The sequence below is a fragment of the Oceanospirillum multiglobuliferum genome, from assembly GCF_900167095.1.
Taxonomy (GTDB): Bacteria; Pseudomonadota; Gammaproteobacteria; order Pseudomonadales; family Halomonadaceae; genus Oceanospirillum; species Oceanospirillum multiglobuliferum.
Genome location: NZ_FUXG01000004.1, coordinates 18,876 through 45,061 on the forward strand (window position 1 = coordinate 18,876; position 26,186 = coordinate 45,061).

Genomic DNA, 26,186 nt, shown 5'->3' on the forward strand with positions numbered 1-26,186 from the left:
GGCCTATTGGTCGCTTTTTTATTCATTAGAAACAAGCGTGATAGGGCTGCCCTGTGTATGCGGATCACCCAATAGGACTTCTTTTTTATGAAAATGCTACCTTTGATGGCAAATTCGCCTGAATTTGGGGCTGTGGTCATAGGGCATAGCCAAATTGCAGTGAGTAAAGTACAGGCTTTATTAAAAGCGGACACTCAATTAGCGGTAGCAGCGCGCCACCCTTTCTGTGATGAGCTTAGTACGCTGATGCTTCGGTATGATATTACAGAGGTGAGTCTAGAAGAGGCCTTCACCAATAACGCCCGTTTCCCTCTGGTAATCTTGGCTGAAGATGATTTGGACTGGCTGCAAGCGCAGTCTGCACTTCTAAGGCAGCAAGGGCGTTTGGTCAATGTGGTCAGTCATTCGGAACTGTCCAATATTGAATTGCCGTATTTAATTCATCAGCACCCTTTAACAGTCGCAATCAGTTCAGATATCAATACTGCCAATCTCAGTGAAACTCAAGGAGAGGTCTATTTGGTTGGTGCAGGCCCTGGTGACCCAGAGCTACTGACTCTACGGGCGGTTCGCCTAATTCAACAGGCTGATGTTGTCCTCTATGATCGTTTAGTTGCAGCGGAAATTGTTGACCTTTGCCGCCCTGATGCAGAACGCATTTATGTCGGTAAAGCTCGTGCCGATCATGCAGTACCTCAAGGAGAGATTAACCAATTGCTGGCAGACCTTGCGCTACAAGGTAAACGTGTTTTACGTTTAAAAGGCGGTGATCCTTTTATTTTTGGTCGTGGTGGTGAAGAAATAGAGACACTGAGCCAGTACCAAATCCCCTTCCAAGTGGTGCCCGGTATTACGGCGGCTTCTGGTTGCGCTGCTTATGCAGGTATCCCATTAACCCATCGTGACTATGCTCAATCAGTGCGTTTTATCACGGGGCATTTAAAAGATGGCTCGACCAACTTGCCATGGGCAGAGCTTGCCTCCCCAGCTCAAACTCTAGTGTTTTACATGGGGCTTGTTGGTTTACCTGAAATTTGTGCTCAGTTAGTTGCTCATGGCTTGTCAGCGTCTACACCTATGGCGCTGATCCAGCAAGGTACTACCCGTAATCAGCGCAATATAATCGCAACGTTGGGCACAATGGCCGCTCATATAAAAGAGATGCGAATAGAACCTCCTACGCTGATTATTGTAGGAGAAGTGGTCGGGCTGCACGATAAGCTAAATTGGTTTAAACCTGAGCAGGCCAGTGGCAGCCAAGGTTTTTAACATCTAAAAATGATTCTGTTGCGTATTGATCAATAGGTCATTAATCCAGAATCTTTGGAGCGCAACATGAAACGACGTACCTTTCTACAAAGTCTTATCTGCTTGCCTATTGCACTAACAGTACAGCGTCAAGCTAGCGCACAATCTGCAAGCGTTAATATTGAGCCATTTGTCTTAACTGAGCAGGAGTGGCGTCAGCGTTTAACCCCAGAACAGTTTTACATTTTAAGAGAGGAGGGTACTGAGCGTGCTTTTTCTAGTGCGCTTAATGATGAAAAGCGTAAAGGTATCTTTCATTGTGCAGGCTGTGGGCTAGAGCTTTTCAGCTCAGAGATGAAATATGACAGTGGTACAGGCTGGCCTAGCTTTTTCACTGTTATCGAAGGACATATCGAAACGCAGTTAGACTTCAAGCTGATTTATCCTAGAACAGAGTATCACTGTGCGCGTTGTGGCGGGCATCAGGGCCATGTTTTTAATGATGGTCCAAAACCCACTGGTCAGCGTTGGTGTAATAATGGCTTAGCATTAAAGTTCGTTGCTAGTTGAAATGCTGCAATCGCGAAGTGTAACATCGCGTAAAAAGCCAGCGCTTTTCTTGAAAAACACCACTTTTAACCCCGATTTTCTGCCTTTTTTTGGACTAAAGTAGAGGATATGGGGATAGATTCTGCCCGTATCATGGATGAGCTATCCCCCTATATAAAAACAAAAAATAATCATTCTATACAGGCAGGTCGGAGCAGAAAGGGTATGAGTCAAACGGCTAATGCAAAAGTGGTTGCGCTGATTGCAGGCGTACCATTGGTGGGAGCCATTGTTTATGGCATAACGGCAGGTGAACTATCTATCTCTTTAGGTGTAATTTTACTGGTAACGGCATTGCTTGCAGTACTATTACCGCTGTTAGTTAAATCAAGTGGCTCTGGTATGTCCTCATTACAGCAGCTATTGAGCAATGAAGACTTGAGTGCTGAAGACCTAAAACAATTTAGAGAACGCTTGCAGCGCAATGGTGCAGAGGCTAGCCCTTTAGCGCGCTTTGTGGGTAACTTTGCTAAGTTACAACAGATGGCAAAATCTTTGGGTGGAATTGCCAGCAGTACCGCAATCTCTACAGCCGAGGTTTCACATCTCGCAGATCAAATGAATAAGCGCATTGACCGTCAACAAGTTGAAGTTGAAAAGGTAGCGACTCGTGTTGAATCTATTACGGTGATGATGCATCAGGTATCTGTTAACGCAGGTAGCGTAACTGAGTTAGCGACACAAGCTAAACAGCAAAGCTTTGCTGGTCGAGATGAGTTACAAGAAGCGATAATGCAAATGCAAGACATCAGTGCGCGCACAGATCATACCTTAAGCCTGATTAATCAGTTGAATGAAAAGTCAGCGCGCATTCAAGATGTGACCAAAGTGATTGAAGGGATCGCAGAGCAAACCAATTTATTGGCGCTCAATGCTGCGATTGAAGCTGCTCGTGCAGGTGAGCATGGCCGAGGCTTTGCCGTTGTAGCAGATGAAGTGCGTGGTTTAGCCAGTCGTACTTCAGACTCAACACAACAGGTTGCAGTGATTGTACAAGAGATCCAATCTAGTACTCATGAGGTAGTGTCTACCATTGAGGATTTGGTCTCACGCATTAACTTTGGTTCTGAGAAAGTTGGCACTGTAGGCAATCGCTTAGGCGAAATGGCTAACCAGTTTGACGAAGTAGAACAACAAATCAGCGGAATTGCGGAAGCTGTTATTTCAAGCCATGAGCATGTTGAAGATATTTCAGCTTCTATCCAATCACTTAAAGACGAAGTGATTTCTAGTAACGCTCAAATGCACAATCTTTCATCTCAAGCTGCAAAATTAATGGGTGGCGCTGAGAAAATTACCGCTGAACTTGCACGTCAAGCGGTAGACGGTCAACATCGAGACGCTTACCAAGCTTGCCGAGAGGGTGCTAAGCGTATACAGGAAGCCTTTGAACAAGCCGTAAGCTCTAACACGCTAAGCATGGACGATCTATTTGATCGTGACTATAAGCCTATTGCTGGTACTAGCCCTCAAAAATATTCAACACGCTTTGATCAATTTACAGATCGTGTTTTACCCCCTATACAAGAAGATGTGTTGAAAACAAATGGCTTTGGTTATGCCATCATGATTGATGATCATGGTTATGTGCCAACCCACAACAATCAATACTCCCACAAAGAAACGGGAGATCCGGAAGTGGATCTGGTGAAAAGCCGCAGTAAGCGAATTTTTAATGATCCAACGGGTATCCGAGGTGGTCAGAATAAAGAGAAGTTATTGCTGCAAACTTACAAGCGAGATACCGGAGAGATACTACATGACTTATCAGTGCCTGTTATCGTGAATGGGCGTCATTGGGGTGGCTTCCGTGTCGGTTATATACCTAAAGGTAATTAACCTCAGTCGATAAGACTAAAGCGCTGGCCTAATCATAGGCTGGCGTTTTTTTTTGATTTATAGTTCATTAAGCTTGAAAGGAGCTTTATCGCCAAAGATTACTTTGAATTTGTAATCAGATTTATCTATTCTGCCTACTTATTAAGCCTTATTTCGTATATGTTTCGAGATCATCATGTTCAAAAAAACTACGCAGCTGTTTTTGATTATGGCGGCCATCTTTCTTGCAGCCTGTAGTAGTGTCTCATCAACTCCTTCAGTTAGTGATTTACATCAGGTTCAACCGGGAGAAACCTTTTATAGTATTGCTCGGCGCTATGGTGTCAGTACGCAAACACTTGCGCTTTATAATCCAAAGGTTGTGCCACACCGTTTAAGAGCCGGCACAGAGTTACGCATCCCGCTAACAGATGATTTTAAGCGAGAAGGTATTGCACGTTATACCGTGCAAACTGGTGATACGCTAAGTAAATTGTCTGATCACTTTGCAGTGTCATTGGCACAGCTGAAGCAAAGCAATCCAACCATTGATCATGATCGTATTCTACCGGGCCAGCAAATCATTATTCCAATTCGTAACCGAGGTGCGACAGGTTACATTTGGCCTATTACACAGCCTAATTTGATCAGTGGTTTTGGGGAGGCGGACTGGGGTTTGCAAAAAGGGGTGAATTTATCTGCAAGCCAAGGCCAAACGGTGTTTGCCGCTAAAGCAGGACTGGTTAGCTTTGCTGGTGAAATGCGTAGTTTGGGAAAAGTGATCATTATTCAGCATGAAGGTGATCAGCAAACAGTATATGCCAGTTGTGCTGATCTTATTATCAATGAAGGTGATCAAGTCAAAACAGGGCAGCCTATAGCCACAGTTGGTTTCAACTCTCTGGTTAATGATACAGCTCTACATTTTCAGTTTCGTGACCGTGGTACACCGCTGCCGCCGGAAAACTACTTACCCCTAATTGTCTCTTCAGACTGAGACTGTCAGCTGTCCTTGCAGGGATGCAAAGTTACTTTCGATTTGCTGCCAGTTCCCAGCTTGAATTTGCGCCAACGGCGCAAGCCATGTTCCGCCAACAACCGCTACGTTATTTAAAGCCAAATAATCGGCCATATTGTTAGGGTTAACACCACCTGTTGGGCAAAAAAGCAACTCGGAGAATGGTCCCGAAAAAGCTTTTAACAACTCAACGCCTCCTGCAACTTGTGCTGGAAATAGCTTTTGTAACTTAAAGCCATAACCTTGAGCCTGCATCGTTTCAGATGCGGTCATCACCCCTGGAATAAATGTCATTTCTGAACGGGCTGCTTTGGCTAATAATGGTTCAGTTGCGCCCGGAGAGATTGCAAAACTGGCTCCCGCCTGCTGAACCTGATCGAACTGCTCTACGTTTAATACTGTGCCAGCACCAATAATCAGTTCAGGATATTGTCGTGCTAAGTAGTTTAATACCTGTAATGCACTGCGCGTGCGTAAGGTGATTTCGATACAGTTTAATTGATATTTCAGTAACAGCTCGGCTAAAGGTGCAGCCTGCTCAATTGTTTCTATCACCAAAACAGGCAAAACTTGCTGGGCTTTCAGTTGCTCTATCAACACCTTGAATAGTCCTTATGCGCTTAAAAATTCGCTAACCTGTTGCAGAAACTCCAGTGGCTTTTCTGCATGTAGCCAATGGCCTGTGCCAGATAGGGTTGCAAGCGTACTGGCTGGAAATAGCTTTAGCATGACCTCTTGATACTCATCAAGCACATACTCAGAGAGTTCGCCGCGAATAAACAAGGTGTCGCCTGTGAATACCTCGCCCTCAGGGGCTTTAATCACATCAGCATATCCCTGTTTGATTTGAGCTAAACCAACGCGCCAGCCTAGTTTGCCGTCGACTTTCTTCTCTAAATTGGTCATTAAAAACTGACGTATGCCCAAGCTGTCAACGTGAGCACTCATCACTTCATCTGCTTCTTTGCGAGAAGCGACGCCACCCAGTGCTTGTACCGCATCAAAAGCAGCCAATACATCGGTGTGGCCGTGTTGATAAGCGACAGGTGCTATGTCCGCAACAACCAAGTGTTCTACCCGTTCAGCATGATTTAATGCGAACTGCATCGCTACTTTGCCCCCCATTGAGTGGCCAATAATGTGGGCTTTGCTGATCGCCTGTTGATCCATAAAACTGAGTAAGTCAGCCGCCATTTCGTTATAACTCATGCCGTCGACATGAGGTGAGCGACCATGGTTTCGTAAATCAATACAAAACACTTGATAATTCTCGGCAAACTTTTTAGCCAAAGTGCGCCAGTTATCCGCTGAACCAAATAGACCATGAATTATAATGAGCGGTTTACCTTCACCTTGAACCGTAAAATAAAGAGCGGTGCTGTTTGCTGACATACTAAATAGGCTCCTAAATAAAAACAGATGGAAATGGAAATAGTCACGACTAGGCTACAGCCTAATTGATAACCTAAAGTTAACATTGATTTAAGATAACCTCTGTTTTTAGCAATAGAGATAGCTTATATACTGGGCGAAACCAATATTAATTATGTGGATATCAATTTGGAGATCCGCTATGCAACCCAGTTTATTTATTTCTCATGGCTCTCCTGCCCTGATTTTACAGGATACGCCCGCAAAAACCTTCTTATCTGAGTTAGGACAGCAACTGACGCGTCCTGATGCCATTGTTGTGGTCTCGGCACACTGGGAAACCCCTGCGCCCATTGTCGGTATTACCCATAGCGCACAGCCTGAAACTATTTATGATTTTTATGGTTTCCCTCAAGCCCTCTATGACATGGATTACCCTGCCAGCGGTGCGCCAGCCTTAGCCGAGCAGATCCAGAGTTTGCTCAGTGGGAAGTCTTTTGATGTTCGTTTACACCCCAGTCGAGGTTTAGATCATGGTGCTTGGTCACCGCTTAAGCTGATCTATCCAGAAGCTGATATACCTGTATTGCAAGTCTCGATTCCAAGAAATGTACCCATAAGTTTCTATTGGCAGTTAGGGCAAGCATTGAGGCCCTTGAGGGCGCAAAATATTTTGATTATGGGCAGTGGAGCGGCAACCCATAACCTGAGCTACTTCAATCCTCGTATGGGCATTGATCAACCGATTATGCCAATGGCTGAGCAGTTTATCCGCTGGCTTAACCAAACGGTAACAGAGGGTAATAGAGAAGGGTTGGAACAATATTTACAAGCCCCTTTCGGTAGAGAGAATCACCCAAGCCCTGAGCATTATGTGCCACTTTTGGTTTCTGCGGGTGCTGCTCATGATCCTAAAGGATATGTACTGCATGACAGTATTGAGTATGGCTTTCTCTCAATGGCAGCTTATCAATGGCAGTAAAGCTGAATACTGGGCTCTAATAAGCGCTTAAAAGCTAGGCTTATTGCATCAAAAAAATTTCATGTTATGCTCTTTTACATCCTTAGCGCTTGTCTAATAGCAGTAATTTTTTATACAAATTTGACTGTAAACAACAACTTAAGCAAGCTCAGAACGCTAAACAGATGAGGCAGCATTAATGCGAATACATGTTCTTCAACATGTTGCTTATGAAGGTCTAGGCAGTATCGCCCGTTGGGCAGAAAAAAAGGGTTATCCGTTGTCTTACACCCGCTTCTTTGAAGACGACGGATTGCCAGATCACGAGAGTTATGACTTACTGCTGATTTTAGGCGGCCCAATGAGCGCCAACGACGATTACAACGTCAGTTGGTTGCAGACTGAAAAAAGCTTTATCAGTGAAGCGATTGAGCAGGGCAAGATGGTCATGGGCATCTGTCTAGGTGCGCAACTGATCGCTCGCGTACTAGGGGCTAGAGTTTACCGTAATACACACCGTGAAATAGGCTGGTTTCCGATTACAACGACACCGAATGCGATGGTGTTGGGATTGCCACAGCAGTTTCAGGCGTTTCACTGGCATGGCGATACTTATGATCTGCCTGATGGCGCTATTGCTATTGGTAAAAGTGAAGGTTGTGCCAATCAAGGCTTTATTTATCAAGATCGAGTGATTGGTCTACAGTTTCACTTAGAAACCACGCCAAGTGCCGCCAAAGAACTGGTTGATGCCTGCGCTCATGAAATTGATGATGGCCCTCATACTCAGCCCGCAGAGGCAATGTTGGTTGACCTAGAGCTATTTGCAGAGGCTAATCAGCGTATGGAGTTGATTATGGGTTATATGGCGGATCAGCTTGAAACCAATTGGTATATGTAGCTCTAGTCGCGAAATGGCTTACTAGCTAGAGAACAAAAGGCTGCTTTCATGCAGCCTTTTTTATTTTGATCAAGTTTACTCGGTTTGTGCAGAATAGCGCGGTTGATACATCTCAATTGAGCGCTCTAATGCGGCAACACCGGCAGGGATGTCCACCTGCTGACCCAAACCTTTCAAGCTAGAGCCTAGCGCGTGAATTGTGCGGAAGATGTTGTGGGTGCGGCACTGCTCACCCATCTGACCAATACGCACAATGTCTAAGCCGAAAGATCCAGCGATTTCAACACCGTATTCACTGGAGATAAAACGTAGCAGCTCTTTCTGATTTAGACCCTCGGGTAGTTTGATTCCGACTACAGAGTTCAGGCGTGATGGCTGATCCACATACAGCTCCAAACCTAAGCCTTCAATGCCCGCCTGTAGTGCCAAGGAGCATTTTAGGTGGCGATCAAAGCGGCGAGGTAAAGTCTCCTTGCAGACCAGATGCAAGGCTTCATGTAGAGCCAGAATGCCAGATACTGGCGCGGTATAATGATACGACTTTTTGTACCAGAACTGATCTGCCAGCTTCGCGTCTAAACACCAGTGGCGCAGTATATCTTGACGGCTGGAGATTAAATCCCAAGCCAGCTCAGAGAAAGCCACCAGAGATACACCCGGAATCGAGCTTAACCCTTTCTGCCCGCCAGTGATCACCGCATCAACGCCCCAGTCGTCCATGTTCAGTGGCATGGTGCTGAGTGTACACACTGCATCGACCACCACTAAACACTCCAGCTCATGAGCCACTCGGCAGATCTCGGGTAGGCAGCCGTTGTAGACGGTATTCGAAGTTTCCCCCTGCACAATGGTCAACACCTGTGGGCGGTGCTCTCGAATGGCCGTGATTACCTCGTCAGCATTAGCCGCTTGACCACAAGGTATGTTAATACGCACCACTTCAGCGCCTAGGCGCTCAGACATTTCTGCCAAGCGTGAGCTGAAAAAGCCATTGCACACGCACAGCACTTTGCTGCCCGGAATAACTAAGTTGGCTGCCGCCATTTCCATCGCAGCAGAGCCTGGCCCCGCGACCCCTAGGATATGTTGTGATTCAGTTTGAAACACATAGCGCGCCATCATCTTCATCTGCTCAATCACGCGTGCCATGGTGTCGCCAAGGTGGTTGATCACAATGCCGTTGGCGGCGGCAACTTTTGCAGGAATAGGCACCGGGCCAGCACCCATCATCAGCAAAGGTTCGTCGGGAAGAATAGCATCTAATGTAGCAATAACGGGAACTGGGTGGTGCATTTGCAACTCCGTGGTTTGCAAGAAAAAAACAGCCCTCGATTATGCGACAACCCAATTAAAAACAACAGTGCCGCCTGTGCGGCTATGGCCTTAAATTAATAAAAAAACACTGGAAGGTACTGGGGTATAAGGGATGGGTGAAAAAATATTACGACAATAATCATTAGTGAGCTAAATATTTTTACCTTGCCATTGGTGCTTTTTTCTGTCATTTTTAATTAAACATTCATTTAAGAAAAAATTGAGTGCGACCGAATGCCTAAAGTTGGAATGCCGGAAATTAGAAAGCCACAATTGATTGACGCCACAATGAAGGCGATCAATGACGTGGGCTTGCACAAAGCCAGTGTGGCGATGATTGGGGCTTATGCGGGGGTTTCTCCAGCCATTATTAATCACTACTTTGGCGGAAAAGATGGCTTGTTAGAAGCGACCATGCGCTCAGTTTTGCAAGACTTAGCTAAGGCTATTCAATCAAGGCTGGCGGAAACTGACCGAAGCTCTGTTGTAAAACGTATTGTTGCTGTGGTGGATGGTAATTTTGATCCTAAACAATTAGACAGCAAAGTGGTGAAAACATGGCTGACATTTTGGTCGTATGCGATGCACAAACCTCAGTTGCATCGTTTACAGCGTGTGAATGAAAAACGCCTGCTGTCTTATCTACGTTATGAGCTAAAACAGGTAATGCCCCATGACGAGGCGGTCTTTGTAGCGCAAGGGGTGGCGGCCTTGATTGATGGTATTTGGCTACGCGGGGCGCTCTCACCTCATGGTATTGATCAAGCACTGGCACAGGCTTTGATTCTGGATTACCTACGTCAACGTATTCCTAGCCAGTATTGGCCGCAAGACCTATAAGCAAAAACCTCATGCTCCACTGTTGCGCCCATTGTTGAGCGCTATTTTTCAAGATTCAGGTTTTCATTTATGTCAGTTGTTCAACATTATATTAATGGCGCTTATTACACTGCGCCTGCTGAAGAAACATTTACCACGCTTAACCCTGCTACGGGAGCTGTATTGGCAACCGTCGCGCAGGCCGATCAAACCGCAATGGCACAGGCGGTAGACTCTGCCAAAATCGGACAAGCCCAATGGGCTGCACTACCTGCCATTGAACGCGCGCGCATTTTGCACAAAGCGGTGGCGTTATTACGCGAGCGTAATGATGAATTGGCGATGTTAGAGGTGCAGGACACGGGCAAACCCTATCAAGAGGCGGTTGCGGTTGATATTGTCACGGGCGCAGATGTCATTGAGTACTACGCAGGCCTTGCCGATAAAATTCAGGGTGACTATCAAGACCTCAGCCAAGACAGTTTCTTCTATACACGACGTGAGCCACTGGGCATCTGTGCGGGCATTGGCGCGTGGAACTATCCAATTCAAATTGCGTGCTGGAAATCAGCCCCTGCTTTAGCCGCAGGCAATGCGATGATTTTTAAACCCTCTGAAGAAACCCCGTTGTCAGTTTTGAAGCTGGCTGAAATTTATACCGAAGCGGGTGTGCCCGATGGCGTATTCAATGTGGTGCAAGGGGATTACCGCGTCGGTCAAATGCTTACCGCGCATCCTGAAATTGCCAAAGTCTCTTTCACGGGTGAGTGCGGCACAGGCAAAACGGTGATGGCGGATGCGGCCTCGACCTTAAAGTCCGTCACAATGGAGTTAGGCGGTAAATCACCTCTTATTATCTTCCCCGATACGCCCATTGAGCAGGCGGTGTCTGCGGCCATGTTGGCGAACTTCTACACCCAGGGCGAAGTGTGCACTAACGGCACTCGAGTGTTTGTGCATAGCGACATTTATGACGCTTTTCTTGCCGAACTGAAAACCCGCACCGAGCAGATGATTGTGGGCGACCCCACTCAGCCAGACACACAGGTGGGCGCACTGATCTCTGAGGCGCATCTGCAAAAAGTGCTTTCTTTTATCGAGCAGGCCAAACAAGCGGGCGCACGCCTAGTCTGTGGGGGTGAGCGTGTACTCACTAATGGTTTAGACAAAGGGGCTTTTGTGCAGCCGACCGTATTTGCCGACTGCCATGATCAGATGCCGAATGTACGTGAAGAGATCTTTGGCCCTGTGATGTCGGTTTTGAAATTTACCGATGAGCAAGAGGTGATCAAACGCGCCAATGACACGCGCTTCGGCCTAGCGGCAGGGGTATTCACTAAGGAGATCAGCCGTGCTCATCGGGTGATTCACCAGCTACAGGCGGGCATTTGCTGGATCAACACTTGGGGGGCATCGCCAGCAGAAATGCCCGTGGGAGGCTATAAAGCCTCAGGTTTAGGTCGTGAAAACGGTATTGAAACCCTCAAACAGTACACGCAATTGAAAAGCGTCATGGTGGCGCTGTCAGACCTTGAACGGCCTTACTGAATTAAACGGTTTGATCGGTTTTTTCAGGTTTTACTTTTATCGAGCGGTTAGCAATAAATTATGAATCAAGAATACGACTACATCATCATTGGTGCAGGTTCAGCAGGTTGCGTTTTAGCGGATCGGCTGACGGCCTGTGGCGAGTTCAACGTGTTATTACTTGAGCGCGGTGGTAGTGATCAAAGTATTTTTGTACAGATGCCCACCGCACTGTCGTACCCGATGAACACCGAGCGTTTGTGCTGGCAGTTTCACACCGAACCAGAAGCGGGTATCAACGGCAGATCGTTACACACGCCTAGGGGCAAAACCTTAGGCGGCTCCTCCTCTATTAATGGCATGGTGTATGTGCGCGGCCATGCTTGTGATTTTGATCAATGGGTTGAGCAGGGTGCAACAGGTTGGGATTATCAAAGCTGCCTGCCGTACTTCAAAAAAGCAGAAACTTGGATTGGTGGCGCAAATCAATACCGAGGTGGCAATGGCCCTGTTGGCACTTGTAATGGCAACAACATGAGCCTCAACCCGCTCTATCAAGCCTTTATCGACAGTGGGGTTGCCGCAGGTTATCCCGCTACCGAGGATTACAACGGCTACCAGCAAGAAGGCTTTGGTGCTATGCACATGACCGTTAGAAACGGTGTGCGTAGTTCAACCTCTAACGCTTACCTGCGCCGTGCGATGAAACGCTCGAACTTAACAGTGCTAACAGGCGTACTGACGCGCAAAATCCAGCTCGAAGCCAGCGCTGAAGGCCTAAAAGCCACAGGGGTTGAGTTTGAAAAAAATGGGCAAGTTCAGCAAGTCAGCGCCTATCGAGAGGTGATCTCTTGCGCGGGGGCTATTGGCTCTCCCCATCTATTACAACTCTCAGGTATTGGCCCTAAAGCGGTGTTGGAACAAGCGGGCGTGCCAGTATTGCACGATTTAGCAGGGGTGGGCGAAAACCTACAAGATCACCTTGAGGTGTATTTTCAATACCAGTGCAAGCAGCCGATCTCGCTGAACAGCAAGCTGAACTTCGTCAGTATGGGCTTGATAGGTGCACAGTGGCTGTTTTTCAAAAATGGATTGGGGGCAACCAACCACTTTGAGTCTTGTGCTTTTATTCGCTCAAAAGCAGGAGTGAAGTGGCCGGATATTCAATACCACTTTTTACCTGCCGCCATGCGTTACGACGGCAAAGCTGCGTTTAAAGGACATGGCTTTCAGGTGCATGTTGGCCCAAATAAACCCGCCAGCCGTGGCCGTATCTGGATCACCAGTGCCGACCCCAAACAGCCGCCTAAAATTCAGTTTAACTACCTAAGCCACCCGCAAGATGTTGAGGACTGGCGCGCTTGCATTCGGCTAACCCGCGAAATTTTGCAGCAAGCACCTCTTGAGTCATACCGTGGAGATGAGATTCAGCCGGGGCTATCGGTCAGCACTGATGCCGAAATTGATACTTGGGTGCGCGATAACGTCGAGAGCGCTTACCACCCCTCTTGTAGCTGCAAAATGGGCGCTGATACTGACCCAATGGCGGTGTTGGATGAACAATGCCAAGTGCGAGGTGTTGATGGGCTGCGAGTGGTGGACGCCTCTATTTTCCCCATCATCACCAATGGCAACTTAAATGCACCCACCATTATGGTCGCTGAAAAAGCCGCAGATCTGATTTTGGGCAACAAGCCTTTGCCTAAAGCCAAGGTTGCGGTTTGGCTTCATCCCCACTACGCAGAACAGCAGCGTTAAACGCCGCTGTTCTACAGGCTAAATGAAAACGCACGATTTCAGCATTTCCAAGCCAGCCCAGCGGTGAAAATATCATCTGGCCGGTTTGCCTTGGAAATACAGAAGTCTTTAATCACGCAATTGAAAGGTTAATCTGTATGTCTTTTACACCCAAAAAGTTCGCTCGTACCACCCTTGCCACTCTTGGCTTAACCCTATTGGCGACCAGTGCTGCTCAAGCGGCAAGCTGCGAAACCGTGCGCTTTGCCGATGTTGGTTGGACGGATATTACTGCCACTACCGCCATCACCTCTGAAATTGTCAAAGGTTTGGGCTACCAACCTAAAACACAACTGTTGTCTGTACCCGTGACTTACGCCTCTTTGGCCTCTGGCGATTTAGATCTCTTTCTGGGTAACTGGATGCCCACAATGGAAGGCGACATCGCCAAATACCGTGAAGAGGGCCGCGTTGAAACTGTACGTGCCAACCTAGAGGGCGCTAAATACACCTTAGCGGTGAACAAGGCTGCCTATGATGCAGGTGTGCGTAGCTTTGCTGATATTGAAAAGTTCAGCCGCAAGTTCAACAAGCGTATTTACGGTATCGAACCGGGTAATGATGGTAACCGCCTGATTCAAGAGATGATCGACAAAAACGCCTTTAACCTAAAAGGCTTTAAACTGGTGGAGTCTTCTGAAGCAGGTATGTTGTCTGAGGTCAAACGTGCGGAGCGTCGTAACAAATGGGTGCTGTTTTTAGGCTGGGAACCACACCCGATGAACAGCAACTTTGAGATCGCCTATCTAGATGGCGGTGATGATTGGTTTGGCCCCAACTATGGTGGCGCAACTATTTACACCAACACCCGTAAAAACTACACAACCGAGTGCCCGAATATGGGCAAACTGCTGACCAATTTACAGTTCTCTCTTGAGATGGAAAACCAAGTGATGGCGGCCATTCTAGATGAAGGCCAAAAACCACAAAAAGCCGCAATGACATGGTTGCAGAATAACCCCGAGGTGCTGAATCGCTGGTTAGAGGGTGTTACCACTATTGATGGCAAACCCGCACTGCCTGCGGTGAAGCAGCATCTTAAGCTCTAACCCTATCATCGACATCCTCTGAGAAAAATAACCTTAAGTTAAACAAAGTGTTTGGCTTTGCAGGCAGGGTAAAGCCCTTGCCTGCCCTTTGATTTTAAGTGTTTTTTTAGCGGTTCTTCCGCCGATAATCGTCATTGAGAAAGCTATTATGAACTGGTTAACCGATCAAAAAGTCCCGTTAGGGCAGTGGGTAGAAGCTTTTGTCGATTGGCTGATCGGCAATGCGTCAGGTTTCTTTGATGCCATTGCGTTTTCCTTAGAGTGGCTGATCTTAGGTGCCACAGACCTCATTCTATTCATTCCTGCATTACTCTTCACTGCCTTAGTCGCGGGCTTTGCGTGGTGGTTGCACCGCTCACTTGGCTTAGTGGCCTTTGTGGTGTTTTCATTATTGCTCATCATCAACCTAGGCTACTGGGTTGAGATGATTGAAACCCTAGTGCTGGTGCTAACGGCCACCTTCTTGTGTGTGTTATTTGGTATTCCGATTGGCATAATGGCCGCGCATTACCCCAAATTTAATACCGCCCTGCGTCCAGTCTTAGACTTGATGCAAACCATCCCCACCTTTGTATATCTGATTCCCACCCTGATTTTATTCGGTTTGGGCGTCGTACCGGGGCTGATCTCCACCATTATCTTTGCCATTGCAGCGCCCATTCGTCTTACCGCCTTGGGGATTGGTAGCGTGCCGCAAGAGCTGATCGAGGCCGGTAAAGCCTTTGGTGCCACTCGCGCTAAGTTACTGTTTAAAGTCGAACTGCCTGCCGCCATGCCCAACATTATGGCGGGTGTCACCCAATGCATCATGTTATCGCTGTCGATGGTGGTAATCTCTGCCCTAGTAGGGGCCGATGGTTTAGGTAAACCAGTGGTGCGGGCGTTGAACACCGTTAACATCGCACAAGGTTTTGAAGCGGGTCTGGCCATTGTATTGGTGGCCATCATGCTAGACCGTCTCTGCAAACAACCCGAATCAAAGGCTTAATCTTATGAATGTCATCAATATTGAAAACCTAGATGTGGTGTTTGGTGATCCGCAGCAGCAAACACAAGCCTTGGCGTTGTTAGATCAAGGCTTATCACGCCAAGAAATTATCGAACAAACAGGTGCTGTTGTTGGGGTGCAAAACGCCAATATTCGCGTTCAAGAGGGCGAGATCTGTGTATTAATGGGGCTGTCAGGTTCTGGTAAATCCAGCCTGCTACGGGCGATTAATGGCCTAAACAGCATCAGCCGTGGCAAGTTAGAAGTGAAAGATGGTAATGAGACGATCGACCTTGCCAATTGTGACGAAAACACCCTGCGTCACCTGCGTACTAATCGAATCTCAATGGTGTTTCAGAAATTTGCCTTGATGCCTTGGCTGACTGTATTAGAAAACGTCGCCTTTGGTTTAGAGATGAAAGGCATCGACAAAAAAGAGCGCCACAACAGCGCTCTTGAGAAACTAGAAATGGTCGGCCTAAGCGAATGGGCCAACGCCCTACCCCATGAGCTTTCAGGGGGGATGCAGCAGCGCGTAGGTTTGGCGCGAGCCTTTGCGATGGACTCGGATATCTTGCTGATGGACGAACCCTTCTCCGCCCTAGACCCTCTGATTCGCGCACAACTACAAGATGAACTGCTAGAGCTACAGCGTAACCTGAAAAAAACTATCGTATTTGTCAGCCATGACCTAGACGAAGCCCTAAAAATTGGTAGCCATATCGCCATTATGGAATCGGCCAAAATCATACAACATGGCGAACCCGAACAGATTGTACTGAACCCTGAAACCGCCTACGTGGAAGACTTTGTCGCCCACACCAACCCGCTGAATGTACTGGGTGGCCGAACCCTAATGAGCCAAAAAGACCAGCTCAAACAAGAGGGTGAGCGCATCATCATCGACCAAAACCACCAGTATTGGGTGCAACTGGCGCAGGGCAGAATTGTACAAGCAGGCAAAGGCGATACCCCATTGAACACCCAAACTTGGCAAGAGGGTGACGCCACCCGTGGCACCTTCGCCATCGCCAGCCCCGACATCAACATGCGTGACGCCATCAACCTACGCTACAGCAGCCGCCTACCCGTGTTGTTGGTTGAAAACGAACAGTTTGTGGGGGTATTAAACGACAGCAACTTCTACTACGCCCTACTGGGCAAACACTTCGTAGCGGACTGATTAGAAAAATACCGCAGTAACACAGCAGGGCAAAGACTAAAAAATCTTATCGCCCTGTTGATCAATCATCTGCTTTGCCTTACGTACCACCTCTTTAGCGCACTCCTCCGCAGTGGGTAATATATCTGCCCGAATAAACTGATGGCTTAACTCGCCTTTAGTAATCAAACCGTTGACCCGAAAGCCCAACTCCTCACGAACAGGCGCTGGCGTAATGGTGTAGCCGTTGTAGGCTTCAGACGGCAGCGACTCAGGGGCTTTATCGGTGGAACGCTCGCCAGAGAACAGCGACTTAATGGAAGAAAAAAGACTCATAGCTTGCCTTAATGGGTTGATCGCGGAAAAGTTGCTTATCTTAACATGGCGTAAGGGGAATGGGATTGTTGAGGTTGTTACTAGCGCATCAGAAAAGAACTTTATTAGAGTATCACTGACAGATGGCCACCCAGTTACACTGATTACATGCAGCACCAAGTACGGCAAACAAATCTATAACCTCATTGGTCATCCTAACTAGATAAAAGTTTAAACATGGTGCGTGTCGAAAATATTCAATACCTGTTTTAAGCCATAAGTTATCTTAGCTCTGACAATTCTAAGGAGATAAGATATGACTTTACGTGCAAACTACTTCGAACTAGCATCCAAAGCAATGCAAATTCTGATGAGCCAGGAAAGCTATTTGCGAGAGCAATTTTGCGTTTCAGAAACATTGACAGTCTCTATCTGGGAGTTGGTTAAACTGAGAGTGTCACAAATCAATCAGTGTGCCTTTTGTATCGATATGCATAGCAAAGATGCGCTGAGTCAGGGTGAGAATCAAGAACGTATTATTGGCTTAAGTGCGTGGCGTGACATGCCTTTTTACTCAGGGGCAGAGATTGCGGCACTGGATTGGGCTGAGCAATTGACCTCTGGTAAAGCAGTGGATGATCATAGCTATCAGAAAGTGGTAGAGACATTAGGTGAAAAAGCCGTAGTGGACTTGACCATTGCGATTAATGCCATCAACAGCTGGAACCGGATTGCTAAAACATTTAAGCCTGAGGTAGGAAGTTATAGACCGACATAAATCAGTTAAAACAGTGTTAGATTTTCAGCTGTCTCAGCCGTCTGGACAGCTGTCTGCGCTTATTCAGGGAATATGGTCTGCATCTGTGTCTCAATCAAATTCGATAGTGAAGCCACTGTATTCCGATGCAGGCAGCGGCATTATTTTTAATTTTGCTGGTGACGTAATGATTGGTAGTGAAACTCTACCGAAAGGTGTAATCATGCTCCCAGTAAAGAAGAAGGCGGAGAACATTATTCTGTTTTCTGGCACGAAACTCGCGGGCATTCGCTTCCATCCTGCAATTGGTTATGGTGTTTTAGGGCATCATTACGACAAGCCAACGTTATTATTACCAGAACAAGATAAACGGTATAACCTCTACCAGATTTATTCTGAACTCAAAGACAGCGATAGACAGATTGAAGCTCTGTATCTATGGGCAGAAACAAACTTGGATCTTACAAATGCGATTCCAAACCCTCTTGAAAAAGCGCTAGAATGTATCAAAAAAGATGGGGCCATTGGCCAACTAAGTGAAAGCATTGAGCTGAGCCAGAGACAAATCGAGCGCCTTTTTAAACTCTGGCTTGGGATGGCTCCAAAGCATTATCAAAGAATTTTGAGAATTAAAAAAACAATCAGTTTTTTACGACTGCACAAAAATGTGAGTCTGGCGGACACTGCCCAACAATTCGGATTCAGTGATCAAGCCCATATGACAAGGGAATTCCGCACTATTGCCTGTATTACACCTGCAAAAATTCGGCTACCCATTCATTTATATCTGAAAAATTAACATATTATACCGCCATGATATAAATGCTTAAGTTGCGCCTCACCATAGCAAGGCCAATGAGTGGTTCCAAATCGCTATGGATCTCGCATTGCTAACCTGCCAAGATCGCAAAGAGATAGTCTCTATGCACTATGATCAGATTAAAGACGACGTTCTATTCGTGGTCAGAAAGAAAACATACCGTAAAAGCGCAATCAGGCTATCAGAGCGTTGGGGGCACACTTGATAGAAAAAAGCAGTGCAAGTAAGCAAGCCGTTCAAGCCTTGATGGGAGATGCTGACCAAGAGATGACAGATCATTATTTGTCAGGTCATGAGCAGCGATGGGTTACTGCCCAAACCTCAAATATTGACCGCACTCAGCACCACTAAACCACATTATTTTTGAAAAATATTTGAAACGGCAAGGCAAAAAAAACAGCACCTTGTCTAAGGTGCTGTTTTCTTTGGTATTTTTTGGTCGGGATGACTGGATTCGAACCAGCGACCCCTACAACCCCATTGTAGTGCGCTACCAAGCTGCGCTACATCCCGATATACGATTATTATAACCTCGTATATTTTCTTCGCAACCCCTTATTGATAGCGATACTTTAGCATTATCAACAAGTTAGCTAGATCCAAAAGAGATTAACGGCTGCATTAACCAATTAACCGAAGTTTATCGGCGCTGAAACTCCACCTCTTCAAAGGTTTCTACTCGCGATTTAAGTTTTTGACCTGGACGGAATGTCACCACTCTACGGGCAGAAATAGGAATTTCTTCTCCAGTTTTGGGGTTTCGACCGGGCCGCTGACGCTTATCACGCAAATCAAAGTTGCCAAAGCCTGACAATTTAACTTGCTCATTATCTTTCAAGCATTCGCGAATTTCTTCAAAGAAAAGCTCTACCATATCCTTGGCTTCGCGTTTGCTAAGACCCAATTCTACATATAGCTTTTCTGCCATTTCAGCTTTAGTTAACGCAGTCATCTCTATCAGCTCCTCAGGCTTGCTCCAAATCTATCCTGAAGCGTGCAAACAATCTGATCAACAAGGCTGTTGATTTCCTCATCATTTAGAGTGCGCGAAGCATGCTGCCACGTCAAGCCCAAAGCAACACTTTTTCTTTGTTCTTCAACGCCTTTGCCTTGATAAACATCAAATAAGCGCAACTCTTGTAGCCATTCACCTGCACAGTCTTTTGCTGCAGCCATCATATGAGCGACAGGGGTTGACTCATCAACGATAAAGGCAAGGTCACGGCGTACTTCAGGATATTTTGAAAGCTGTTGGAAATGAGCCACTTTACCAGCCTGAACCGCAGACAGTTTGATTTCAAAAGCAAATACGCTGCCCTTTAAGCTCAACTCTTTCTGTACCTGAGGGTGTAAGGCGCCAATGTAACCTACAGTTTCACCTGCACGTACAATTTTTGCAGTTTGCCCAGGGTGCAAAGCGCTGTGCTCTGCTGGCTCAAATTGGCAGTCATTTAGAATACCAGCATCATCTAACAATGCTTCTAAATCACCCTTTAGGTCAAAAAAGTCTATAGACTCTGTTTTACCTGTCCAACCTTCAGGCTGACGGCTACCCGTTGCAATAACAGCCAGCATTGGGTCTTGCGCGATCTCATCATTTTGTTGGATAAAACATTGCCCAACTTCAAATAAGCGTACTCGACTTTGCTGACGGTTCTGGTTGTATTGCACAGTTTTGGCCAAACCTGCCAGCAATGTCGTACGCATGACAGATAGCTCAGCAGAGATCGGATTTGCCAACGCAACAGGTGTGTTCTCTGGGTCAAATAGCGCAGATAGATTTGGCTCAATAAAGCTAAAAGTAATCGCTTCTTGGTAGCCTCTTGAAATCAATGACTGACGCACCAAACGTACAGGCTTAATTGCCTCTGGTTTAGCTTCGATACCCAACGCCATGGTAGGACTTTTAACGGGTAGATTATCGTAGCCGTAAACGCGAGCCACTTCTTCAATCAAGTCGGGTTCAATGCTGATATCAAAACGATAGCTTGGTACTTTGGCACGCCAAGCACCATTCGCTTCAATGCTCAATTGCAAACCTAAGCGCGTTAAAATATCTTCAACTTTATCCGCAGGCATTTCCATAGCAAGCATTTGATTTAAACGCTCAGGACGTAAGATCACATCGTTACGTACTGGCAGAGCTGAAGCCTCGACCGCTTCAACGACAGGGCCTGCTTGACCGCCTACAATCTCTAGCAAAAGATTGGTTGCGTACTCCATCGCTTTGGCTTGTAGGTTAAAGTCAACACCGCGTTCATAGCGATGCGATGAGTCTGTATGCAAACCATAAGAGCGGGCGCGACCTGCAATTGAAATTGGATCAAAGTAAGCACACTCAAGGAAGATATCTTGTGTTGAGTCACTCACTTTTGACTGCTCACCACCCATGATGCCCGCCATTGCTAACGCTTTTTCTTGATCAGCAATTACGAGTGTATCGGCGTTTAGCTTAACTTCAGAGCCATCTAACAATTGTAGGCTTTCATCCTGAGTTGCAAGACGCACCTGAATACCACCAGATAGCTTTGCCAAGTCAAAAGCATGCATTGGCTGACCCAATTCCATCAGCACATAGTTAGTGACGTCAACAATTGGGTCGATGGCGCGTACGCCACTACGACGTAAGCGCTCAACCATCCATAAAGGAGTCTTCGCTTGAGTATTTACGCCTGAAATAACACGACCTAAATAACGTGGACATGCATCAGGGTTTTGCAAGCTTACGGCAAAGGTTAGATCGCTTGTAATAGGTGCTGCTGCAACTTCTTTTTCGACAACAGGTGTCTGGGTCAACACACCAACTTCGCGCGCAAGGCCTGCAACACTTAAGCAGTCACTACGATTTGGTGTCAGGTCAACTTCAATGATAGCGTCATTCAGGTTGAGATATTCACGCAAATCAGCACCCACTGGCGCGTCTGCAGGCAGCTCCATAATACCGCCATGATCGTCTGAAATGCCAAGCTCATCCTCAGCGCATAGCATGCCAAATGATTCGACTTGACGTAGCTTAGCTTTCTTAATCTTAAAATCGCCCGGCAGTACCGCACCGACTTGGGCAAAAGCAGTCTTCAAGCCAGCACGAGCATTGCTTGCGCCACACACAACTTGTGTGAGCTCTATACCATTATTTACTGTACAGACCTGCAACTTATCGGCGTTAGGGTGTGGTTCTGCATTAACAATTTCACCCACTATTACACCGGTAAACTCTCCCGCTGCTTTTTCGATACCATCTACTTCTAAACCTGCAAGAGAAAGCAGGCTCTCTAACTGCTCTGTCGTGATAGATGGATTCACCCACTCACGCAGCCACTGTTCGCTGAATTTCATCTTAGATTCCTGAATTTTGCACTATGGGTCGAGTTGCCTGCTTGGCAAAACATATTGACTAGCGTAACTGATCTAAAAAACGCAAGTCATTATCAAAGAACAAGCGCAGGTCATTCACGCCATAACGTAGCATCGCCAAACGCTCTACACCCATACCAAAGGCAAAGCCGGTGTACTCTTCAGGGTCAATACCTGAAGCTTCAAATACTTTTGGGTGCACCATGCCACAACCTAGTACTTCTAACCATTTGCCATCTCCGCGATCGATGTCAACTTCAATAGAAGGCTCTGTAAATGGGAAATAAGAGGGGCGGAAACGTACACGCACGTCATCTTCAAAAAAGGCTTTTAGGAACTGCTCTAAAATACCTTTCAAATCAGCGAAGCTGATATTTTTATCGACTAACAAGCCTTCAACCTGATGAAACATTGGCGAGTGAGTCTGGTCAGAGTCACAACGATATACACGACCTGGGCATACAATACGAATAGGCGGTTGCTGTGATTCCATCGTGCGCACTTGTACTGGGGAGGTGTGTGTACGCAGTACAGTGTTAGCATTGAAGTAGAAGGTGTCATGCATCGCACGAGCAGGGTGGTGCGAAGGAATATTCAGCGCTTCGAAATTGTGATAGTCATCTTCAATTTCTGGCCCTTCTGCAACACTAAAACCGATAGACGCAAAAAAATCTTCAATACGTTGAATGGTTTTAGTCACAGGGTGAAGACCGCCAATAGACTGTCCACGTCCCGGTAAGGTAACATCAATTTTCTCAGCTGCCAGCTTTGCTGCCAACTGTGCCTGATCTAAATTGGTTTTACGAGCTGTTAACTCATCCAGTAAAGTATCTTTGGCTTTGTTAATTTCATCACCCGCTTTCGGGCGTTCTTCTGGTGATAGCTTACCTAACCCTTTTAGAAGCTGTGTTACTTCACCTTTTTTCCCCAGATATTGAACTCTTATCAAATCCAAGGCCTGAGCATCAGCTGCTGCTGCAATTGCCGCACGCGCTTGCTCAACTAATGTAGCAAGGTTTTCCATCGTCAGTGGCTCCAAATAAAAATAGGGGAAGGCTCAGCGCCTTCCCCTATTTAAGACTAATGCATTATGCACTTGTCATCATGACCTTGAATATTAACAAGGCACGATCTTAAGCTAGCGCTGCTTTCGCTTTTTCAACGATGGCAGCAAAAACTGTTTTTTCGTATACCGCTAAATCAGCCAGTACTTTACGGTCGATTTCAATGCTTGCTTTTTTCAAGCCAGCGATGAAACGGCTGTAAGACATACCGTTGATGCGAGCTGCAGCGTTGATACGTGCAATCCACAGAGCGCGGAATTGACGTTTACGCTGACGGCGGTCGCGATACGCGTACTGACCCGCTTTGATAACGGCTTGTTTAGCTACACGGAATACACGGCTACGAGCACCGTAGTAACCTTTAGCTTGCTTAAGAACTTTCTTATGACGACGACGCGCCACTACACCACGTTTTACGCGAGCCATTACTCACTCCTGACGTTAGAATTCAAAAAAATTACAGATTAGGCAGCATGCGTTGTACTAACACCATGTCTGAAGCACACAGCTGCTTCATTGGGCGAAGTTGACGCTTACGCTTGGTCGTTTTTTTGGTCAGAATGTGGCTACGGAATGATTGCTTATGCTTGATTCCGTTAGCAGTTTTGCGAAAACGCTTTTTAGCGCCGCTGTGCGATTTGATTTTAGGCATTTTTAAAAATACTCCGCATTCAAATTATTAAAAACTGAATACAACAACAAACCACCTGCATTTAATAATACAGATGGTTTAACGCTGAAGATTCAGAGTCACTTTTTCTTCTTCGGTGACAACACCATAACCATTTGGCGGCCTTCAAGCCTTGGACGGCTCTCAACCACTACAAGCTCACCTAGGTCTGCCTCGATGCGATTCATCAATTTCATACCTAGCTCTTGGTGTGCCATTTCACGACCACGGAAACGTAGTGTGATTTTGGCTTTGTCACCCTCTTCTAGGAAACGTATCAGGTTGCGCAGTTTTACCTGATAATCCCCATCTTCCGTACCCGGACGGAACTTGACTTCCTTGACTTTCACTTGAATCTGGTTCTTTTTCTGAGCTGCTTTTTGCTTCTTCAGCTCATACTGATACTTACCATAGTCCATAACTTTACAGACAATAGGATCAGCTTTTGAAATTTGAACCAGATCTAAGCCTGCTTCTTGTGCGGCAGCTAATGCTTGAGTAATAGATACAACACCTATTTGCTCGCCATCAGCACCAATTAACCGCACTTCCTTAGCACGAATGTTCTCATTAATCGGAGCAACGTCTACATTGCGTCCTCTTGGGTTATTCCGCTTAATAGCTAAATCTCCAATAACTGCAATCTTAGCGGCCAGAACTTAGCAGCTCAATGACCTGCTCGATACTCATGCTACCCAGGTCTTCACCTGTACGGGTACGCACTGCAACGGTTCCAGACTCTACTTCCTTATCGCCAATAACGGCTAGATAAGGAACCTTATGAATCGTGTGCTCACGGATTTTAAATCCGATCTTCTCGTTTCTCAAGTCCGAAGACGCACGGAAGTCCGCATTTCGTAAGCTTTTTTCAATTTCTCGACAATAATCTGCCTGTTTATCGGTGATATTCATAATCACCAGCTGTTTTGGCGCCAACCAAGCGGGCAACGCACCAGCATAGTGCTCAATCAAGATACCGATAAAACGTTCAAACGAACCTAAAATAGCTCGGTGTAACATGACAGGTGTCTTACGCTCGCCAGCATGATCAACATACTCAGCGCCAAGACGACCCGGCATTGAAAAATCGACCTGTATAGTACCACACTGCCACACGCGACCCAAACAATCCCTTAAAGAGAATTCAATTTTAGGGCCATAAAATGCACCTTCACCTGGTAGCATTTCCCATTTCAGGTTTTTAGCGTCAAGCGCGTCAGCTAATGCTTTTTCAGATTTATCCCAAACTTCATCAGATCCTACACGCTGCTCTGGGCGAGTAGACAGTTTGTACTCAATCTCTGTGAAACCAAAATCAGTATAAACCTGATGCAAGAAGTCAATGAAGCTCGATACTTCATTTTGAATCTGCTCTTCAGTACAGAAAATATGAGCGTCATCTTGAGTAAAGCCGCGCACGCGCATCAAGCCATGCAAAGAGCCCGAGAACTCATTACGGTGACAAGAGCCAAACTCCGCTAAACGCAAAGGCAGGTCACGGTAAGACTTCAAGCCTTGATTAAACACTTGAATATGGCAAGGGCAGTTCATTGGTTTTACAGCGTAATCACGATGCTCAGAATGGGTTGTAAACATCTGATCATGGAATTTATCCCAGTGCCCTGATTTCTCCCAAAGCGTTCTTTCAACGACTTGAGGTGTTTTAATCTCTTTGTAATCGTGCTGATCCAAACGCTTACGCATGTAAGTTTCAATTGTTTGATACAAAGACCAGCCTTCAGGATGCCAGAACACCATGCCTGGTGCCTCTTCCTGCATATGAAACAGATTCAGCTGCTTGCCTAGCTTACGGTGATCACGTTTTTCAGCTTCTTCTAGGCGGTGCAGATACTCTTTAAGATCTTTTTTATCCGTCCAAGCCGTACCATAAATACGCTGAAGCATTTCATTTTTCGAATCACCGCGCCAATACGCACCTGCAACCTTCATCAATTTAACGGCTTTAATATGCCCTGTTGACGGCACGTGAGGACCGCGACAAAGATCTATAAAGTCGCCTTGCTTATAGAATGAAAGCGGTTGATCGCCTGGAATATCCTGAATGATTTCAACCTTGTAGCGCTCACCTTTGGCTTCAAATAGCGCAATAGCTTCCTCTCGAGATAAGATTGAGCGCTCTACTTTAAGATCTTTTTTGGCAAGATCTTTCATGCGAGCTTCGATCAACTCTAAATCTTCAGGTGTAAACGGACGCTCATAAGCGAAGTCATAATAAAAGCCATTTTCAATCACAGGGCCGATGGTGACCTGAGCCGTAGGAAACAACTCTTGTACAGCCATTGCCATCAAGTGAGCGCTAGAGTGGCGAATAACCTCAAGACCCTCTGCATCACGTGTTGTCACAATAGCTAAGTTTGTATCTGCTTCAATTAAATGAGAAACATCAACAAGCTCACCATCAACCTTTCCAGCAAGCGCTGCTTTAGCTAAACCCGCGCCTATATCCGCGGCAACATCGTAAACAGTTACCGCATGATTGAATGATCTTTGACTGCCATCAGGCAGAGTTATAACAGGCATGATACCGTCCTATACCATTGAATTTTGACCCCTACGATGGGTCAAAATAATTTGATTAGAAAATACAGGTTAAAAAAGACGCA

26 protein-coding genes and 1 tRNA gene are annotated in these 26,186 nt (G+C 46.3%); 15 read left to right on the top strand and 12 right to left on the bottom strand.

Going from position 1 to position 26,186, the window contains the following annotated elements; translation table 11 throughout:
* Positions 1 to 87: 87 nt before the first annotated feature.
* From cobA to B5D26_RS03915, 4 genes are all read left to right on the top strand, one after another.
* Entirely contained in the window at positions 88 to 1,269 is a 1,182-nt protein-coding gene (gene cobA, locus B5D26_RS03900; RefSeq protein ID WP_078744389.1) for a uroporphyrinogen-III C-methyltransferase, read from the top strand.
* A gap of 66 nt (positions 1,270 to 1,335) precedes the next feature.
* On the top strand, positions 1,336 to 1,818 hold the full coding sequence (gene msrB, locus B5D26_RS03905) for a peptide-methionine (R)-S-oxide reductase MsrB (protein WP_078744390.1): 483 nt from the start codon (positions 1,336 to 1,338) through the stop codon (positions 1,816 to 1,818).
* Positions 1,819 to 2,022: 204 nt separating this feature from the next.
* Entirely contained in the window at positions 2,023 to 3,696 is a 1,674-nt protein-coding gene (locus tag B5D26_RS03910) for a methyl-accepting chemotaxis protein (protein WP_159445584.1), read from the top strand.
* Positions 3,697 to 3,871: 175 nt separating this feature from the next.
* A complete protein-coding gene (locus B5D26_RS03915) occupies positions 3,872 to 4,672 on the top strand; it encodes a M23 family metallopeptidase (protein ID WP_078744392.1) in 801 nt (266 codons plus the stop codon).
* Here the strand turns inward: B5D26_RS03915 and eda are convergent.
* Both eda and B5D26_RS03925 read right to left on the bottom strand, forming a co-directional pair.
* Positions 4,664 to 5,293 carry a bifunctional 4-hydroxy-2-oxoglutarate aldolase/2-dehydro-3-deoxy-phosphogluconate aldolase gene (gene eda, locus B5D26_RS03920; protein WP_078744393.1) on the bottom strand — a complete coding sequence of 210 codons (630 nt, stop codon included), beginning with the start codon at positions 5,291 to 5,293 and terminating at the stop codon, positions 4,664 to 4,666. The genes B5D26_RS03915 and eda overlap by 9 nt on opposite strands.
* 12 nt (positions 5,294 to 5,305) lie before the next feature.
* Positions 5,306 to 6,085, bottom strand: coding sequence for an alpha/beta fold hydrolase (locus B5D26_RS03925; RefSeq protein WP_078744394.1), 780 nt, complete (start codon positions 6,083 to 6,085; stop codon positions 5,306 to 5,308).
* A 181-nt stretch (positions 6,086 to 6,266) separates the two neighbouring features.
* Between B5D26_RS03925 and B5D26_RS03930 the strand changes: the two genes are divergently transcribed.
* Together B5D26_RS03930 and B5D26_RS03935 are read left to right on the top strand one after the other, a co-directional pair.
* Complete coding sequence (locus tag B5D26_RS03930; protein WP_078744395.1) at positions 6,267 to 7,046, top strand: dioxygenase family protein; 780 nt, start codon at positions 6,267 to 6,269, stop codon at positions 7,044 to 7,046.
* A 178-nt stretch (positions 7,047 to 7,224) separates the two neighbouring features.
* Positions 7,225 to 7,926 (top strand): type 1 glutamine amidotransferase, encoded by a 702-nt coding sequence (locus B5D26_RS03935; protein WP_078744396.1) that lies wholly within the window; start codon positions 7,225 to 7,227, stop codon positions 7,924 to 7,926.
* Positions 7,927 to 8,001: 75 nt separating this feature from the next.
* Here B5D26_RS03935 and B5D26_RS03940 read toward each other — a convergent pair whose 3' ends face one another.
* Positions 8,002 to 9,219, bottom strand: coding sequence for a pyridoxal-phosphate-dependent aminotransferase family protein (locus B5D26_RS03940; protein ID WP_078744397.1), 1,218 nt, complete (start codon positions 9,217 to 9,219; stop codon positions 8,002 to 8,004).
* A 255-nt stretch (positions 9,220 to 9,474) separates the two neighbouring features.
* Here B5D26_RS03940 and betI point away from each other — a divergent pair, with 255 nt between their 5' ends.
* The 6 genes from betI (at position 9,475) to choV (ending at position 16,603) form a co-directional block, all read left to right on the top strand.
* Positions 9,475 to 10,080 (top strand): transcriptional regulator BetI, encoded by a 606-nt coding sequence (gene betI / locus B5D26_RS03945; RefSeq protein ID WP_078744398.1) that lies wholly within the window; start codon positions 9,475 to 9,477, stop codon positions 10,078 to 10,080.
* 69 nt (positions 10,081 to 10,149) lie between these two features.
* Complete coding sequence (betB, locus tag B5D26_RS03950) at positions 10,150 to 11,607, top strand: betaine-aldehyde dehydrogenase (RefSeq protein ID WP_078744399.1); 1,458 nt, start codon at positions 10,150 to 10,152, stop codon at positions 11,605 to 11,607.
* A gap of 60 nt (positions 11,608 to 11,667) precedes the next feature.
* Positions 11,668 to 13,344 (top strand): choline dehydrogenase, encoded by a 1,677-nt coding sequence (betA, locus tag B5D26_RS03955; protein WP_078744400.1) that lies wholly within the window; start codon positions 11,668 to 11,670, stop codon positions 13,342 to 13,344.
* A 137-nt stretch (positions 13,345 to 13,481) separates the two neighbouring features.
* Positions 13,482 to 14,432, top strand: a complete 951-nt coding sequence (locus B5D26_RS03960; RefSeq protein ID WP_078744401.1) for a choline ABC transporter substrate-binding protein — start codon at positions 13,482 to 13,484, stop codon at positions 14,430 to 14,432.
* A gap of 148 nt (positions 14,433 to 14,580) precedes the next feature.
* A complete protein-coding gene (choW, locus tag B5D26_RS03965; protein WP_078744402.1) occupies positions 14,581 to 15,420 on the top strand; it encodes a choline ABC transporter permease subunit in 840 nt (279 codons plus the stop codon).
* Positions 15,421 to 15,424: 4 nt separating this feature from the next.
* On the top strand, positions 15,425 to 16,603 hold the full coding sequence (gene choV / locus B5D26_RS03970) for a choline ABC transporter ATP-binding protein (RefSeq protein ID WP_078744403.1): 1,179 nt from the start codon (positions 15,425 to 15,427) through the stop codon (positions 16,601 to 16,603).
* Between the two features lie 36 nt (positions 16,604 to 16,639).
* On the opposite strand, the gene B5D26_RS03975 is transcribed toward choV, so the two are convergent.
* Positions 16,640 to 16,918 (bottom strand): HlyU family transcriptional regulator, encoded by a 279-nt coding sequence (locus B5D26_RS03975; protein WP_078744404.1) that lies wholly within the window; start codon positions 16,916 to 16,918, stop codon positions 16,640 to 16,642.
* Between the two features lie 295 nt (positions 16,919 to 17,213).
* Between B5D26_RS03975 and B5D26_RS03985 the strand changes: the two genes are divergently transcribed.
* The 3 genes from B5D26_RS03985 to B5D26_RS16145 all read left to right on the top strand — a co-directional run bounded on the left by B5D26_RS03985 (position 17,214) and on the right by B5D26_RS16145 (position 18,825).
* Positions 17,214 to 17,675, top strand: coding sequence for a carboxymuconolactone decarboxylase family protein (locus tag B5D26_RS03985; RefSeq protein WP_078744406.1), 462 nt, complete (start codon positions 17,214 to 17,216; stop codon positions 17,673 to 17,675).
* An 85-nt stretch (positions 17,676 to 17,760) separates the two neighbouring features.
* Positions 17,761 to 18,453 carry an AraC family transcriptional regulator gene (locus B5D26_RS03990; protein WP_234985181.1) on the top strand — a complete coding sequence of 231 codons (693 nt, stop codon included), beginning with the start codon at positions 17,761 to 17,763 and terminating at the stop codon, positions 18,451 to 18,453.
* Positions 18,454 to 18,675: 222 nt separating this feature from the next.
* A complete protein-coding gene (locus B5D26_RS16145; protein ID WP_159445585.1) occupies positions 18,676 to 18,825 on the top strand; it encodes a hypothetical protein in 150 nt (49 codons plus the stop codon).
* Positions 18,826 to 18,910: 85 nt separating this feature from the next.
* On the opposite strand, the gene B5D26_RS03995 is transcribed toward B5D26_RS16145, so the two are convergent.
* The 8 genes from B5D26_RS03995 to thrS form a co-directional block, all read right to left on the bottom strand.
* Positions 18,911 to 18,987 (bottom strand) — tRNA-Pro (locus B5D26_RS03995).
* A 127-nt stretch (positions 18,988 to 19,114) separates the two neighbouring features.
* Positions 19,115 to 19,426 carry an integration host factor subunit alpha gene (ihfA, locus tag B5D26_RS04000; protein ID WP_078744407.1) on the bottom strand — a complete coding sequence of 104 codons (312 nt, stop codon included), beginning with the start codon at positions 19,424 to 19,426 and terminating at the stop codon, positions 19,115 to 19,117.
* A 5-nt stretch (positions 19,427 to 19,431) separates the two neighbouring features.
* A complete protein-coding gene (gene pheT, locus B5D26_RS04005; RefSeq protein ID WP_078744408.1) occupies positions 19,432 to 21,810 on the bottom strand; it encodes a phenylalanine--tRNA ligase subunit beta in 2,379 nt (792 codons plus the stop codon).
* A gap of 58 nt (positions 21,811 to 21,868) precedes the next feature.
* On the bottom strand, positions 21,869 to 22,852 hold the full coding sequence (gene pheS / locus B5D26_RS04010; RefSeq protein WP_078744409.1) for a phenylalanine--tRNA ligase subunit alpha: 984 nt from the start codon (positions 22,850 to 22,852) through the stop codon (positions 21,869 to 21,871).
* A 109-nt stretch (positions 22,853 to 22,961) separates the two neighbouring features.
* Positions 22,962 to 23,318 carry a 50S ribosomal protein L20 gene (rplT, locus tag B5D26_RS04015; RefSeq protein WP_078744410.1) on the bottom strand — a complete coding sequence of 119 codons (357 nt, stop codon included), beginning with the start codon at positions 23,316 to 23,318 and terminating at the stop codon, positions 22,962 to 22,964.
* Between the two features lie 31 nt (positions 23,319 to 23,349).
* Positions 23,350 to 23,544, bottom strand: coding sequence for a 50S ribosomal protein L35 (rpmI, locus tag B5D26_RS04020; protein WP_078744411.1), 195 nt, complete (start codon positions 23,542 to 23,544; stop codon positions 23,350 to 23,352).
* A 98-nt stretch (positions 23,545 to 23,642) separates the two neighbouring features.
* Positions 23,643 to 24,218 (bottom strand): translation initiation factor IF-3, encoded by a 576-nt coding sequence (infC, locus tag B5D26_RS04025; RefSeq protein ID WP_456152367.1) that lies wholly within the window; start codon positions 24,216 to 24,218, stop codon positions 23,643 to 23,645.
* Positions 24,208 to 26,103, bottom strand: coding sequence for a threonine--tRNA ligase (thrS, locus tag B5D26_RS04030; protein ID WP_078744413.1), 1,896 nt, complete (start codon positions 26,101 to 26,103; stop codon positions 24,208 to 24,210). Before thrS ends, infC begins: the two co-directional genes overlap by 11 nt.
* Between the last annotated feature and the right edge of the window lie 83 nt (positions 26,104 to 26,186).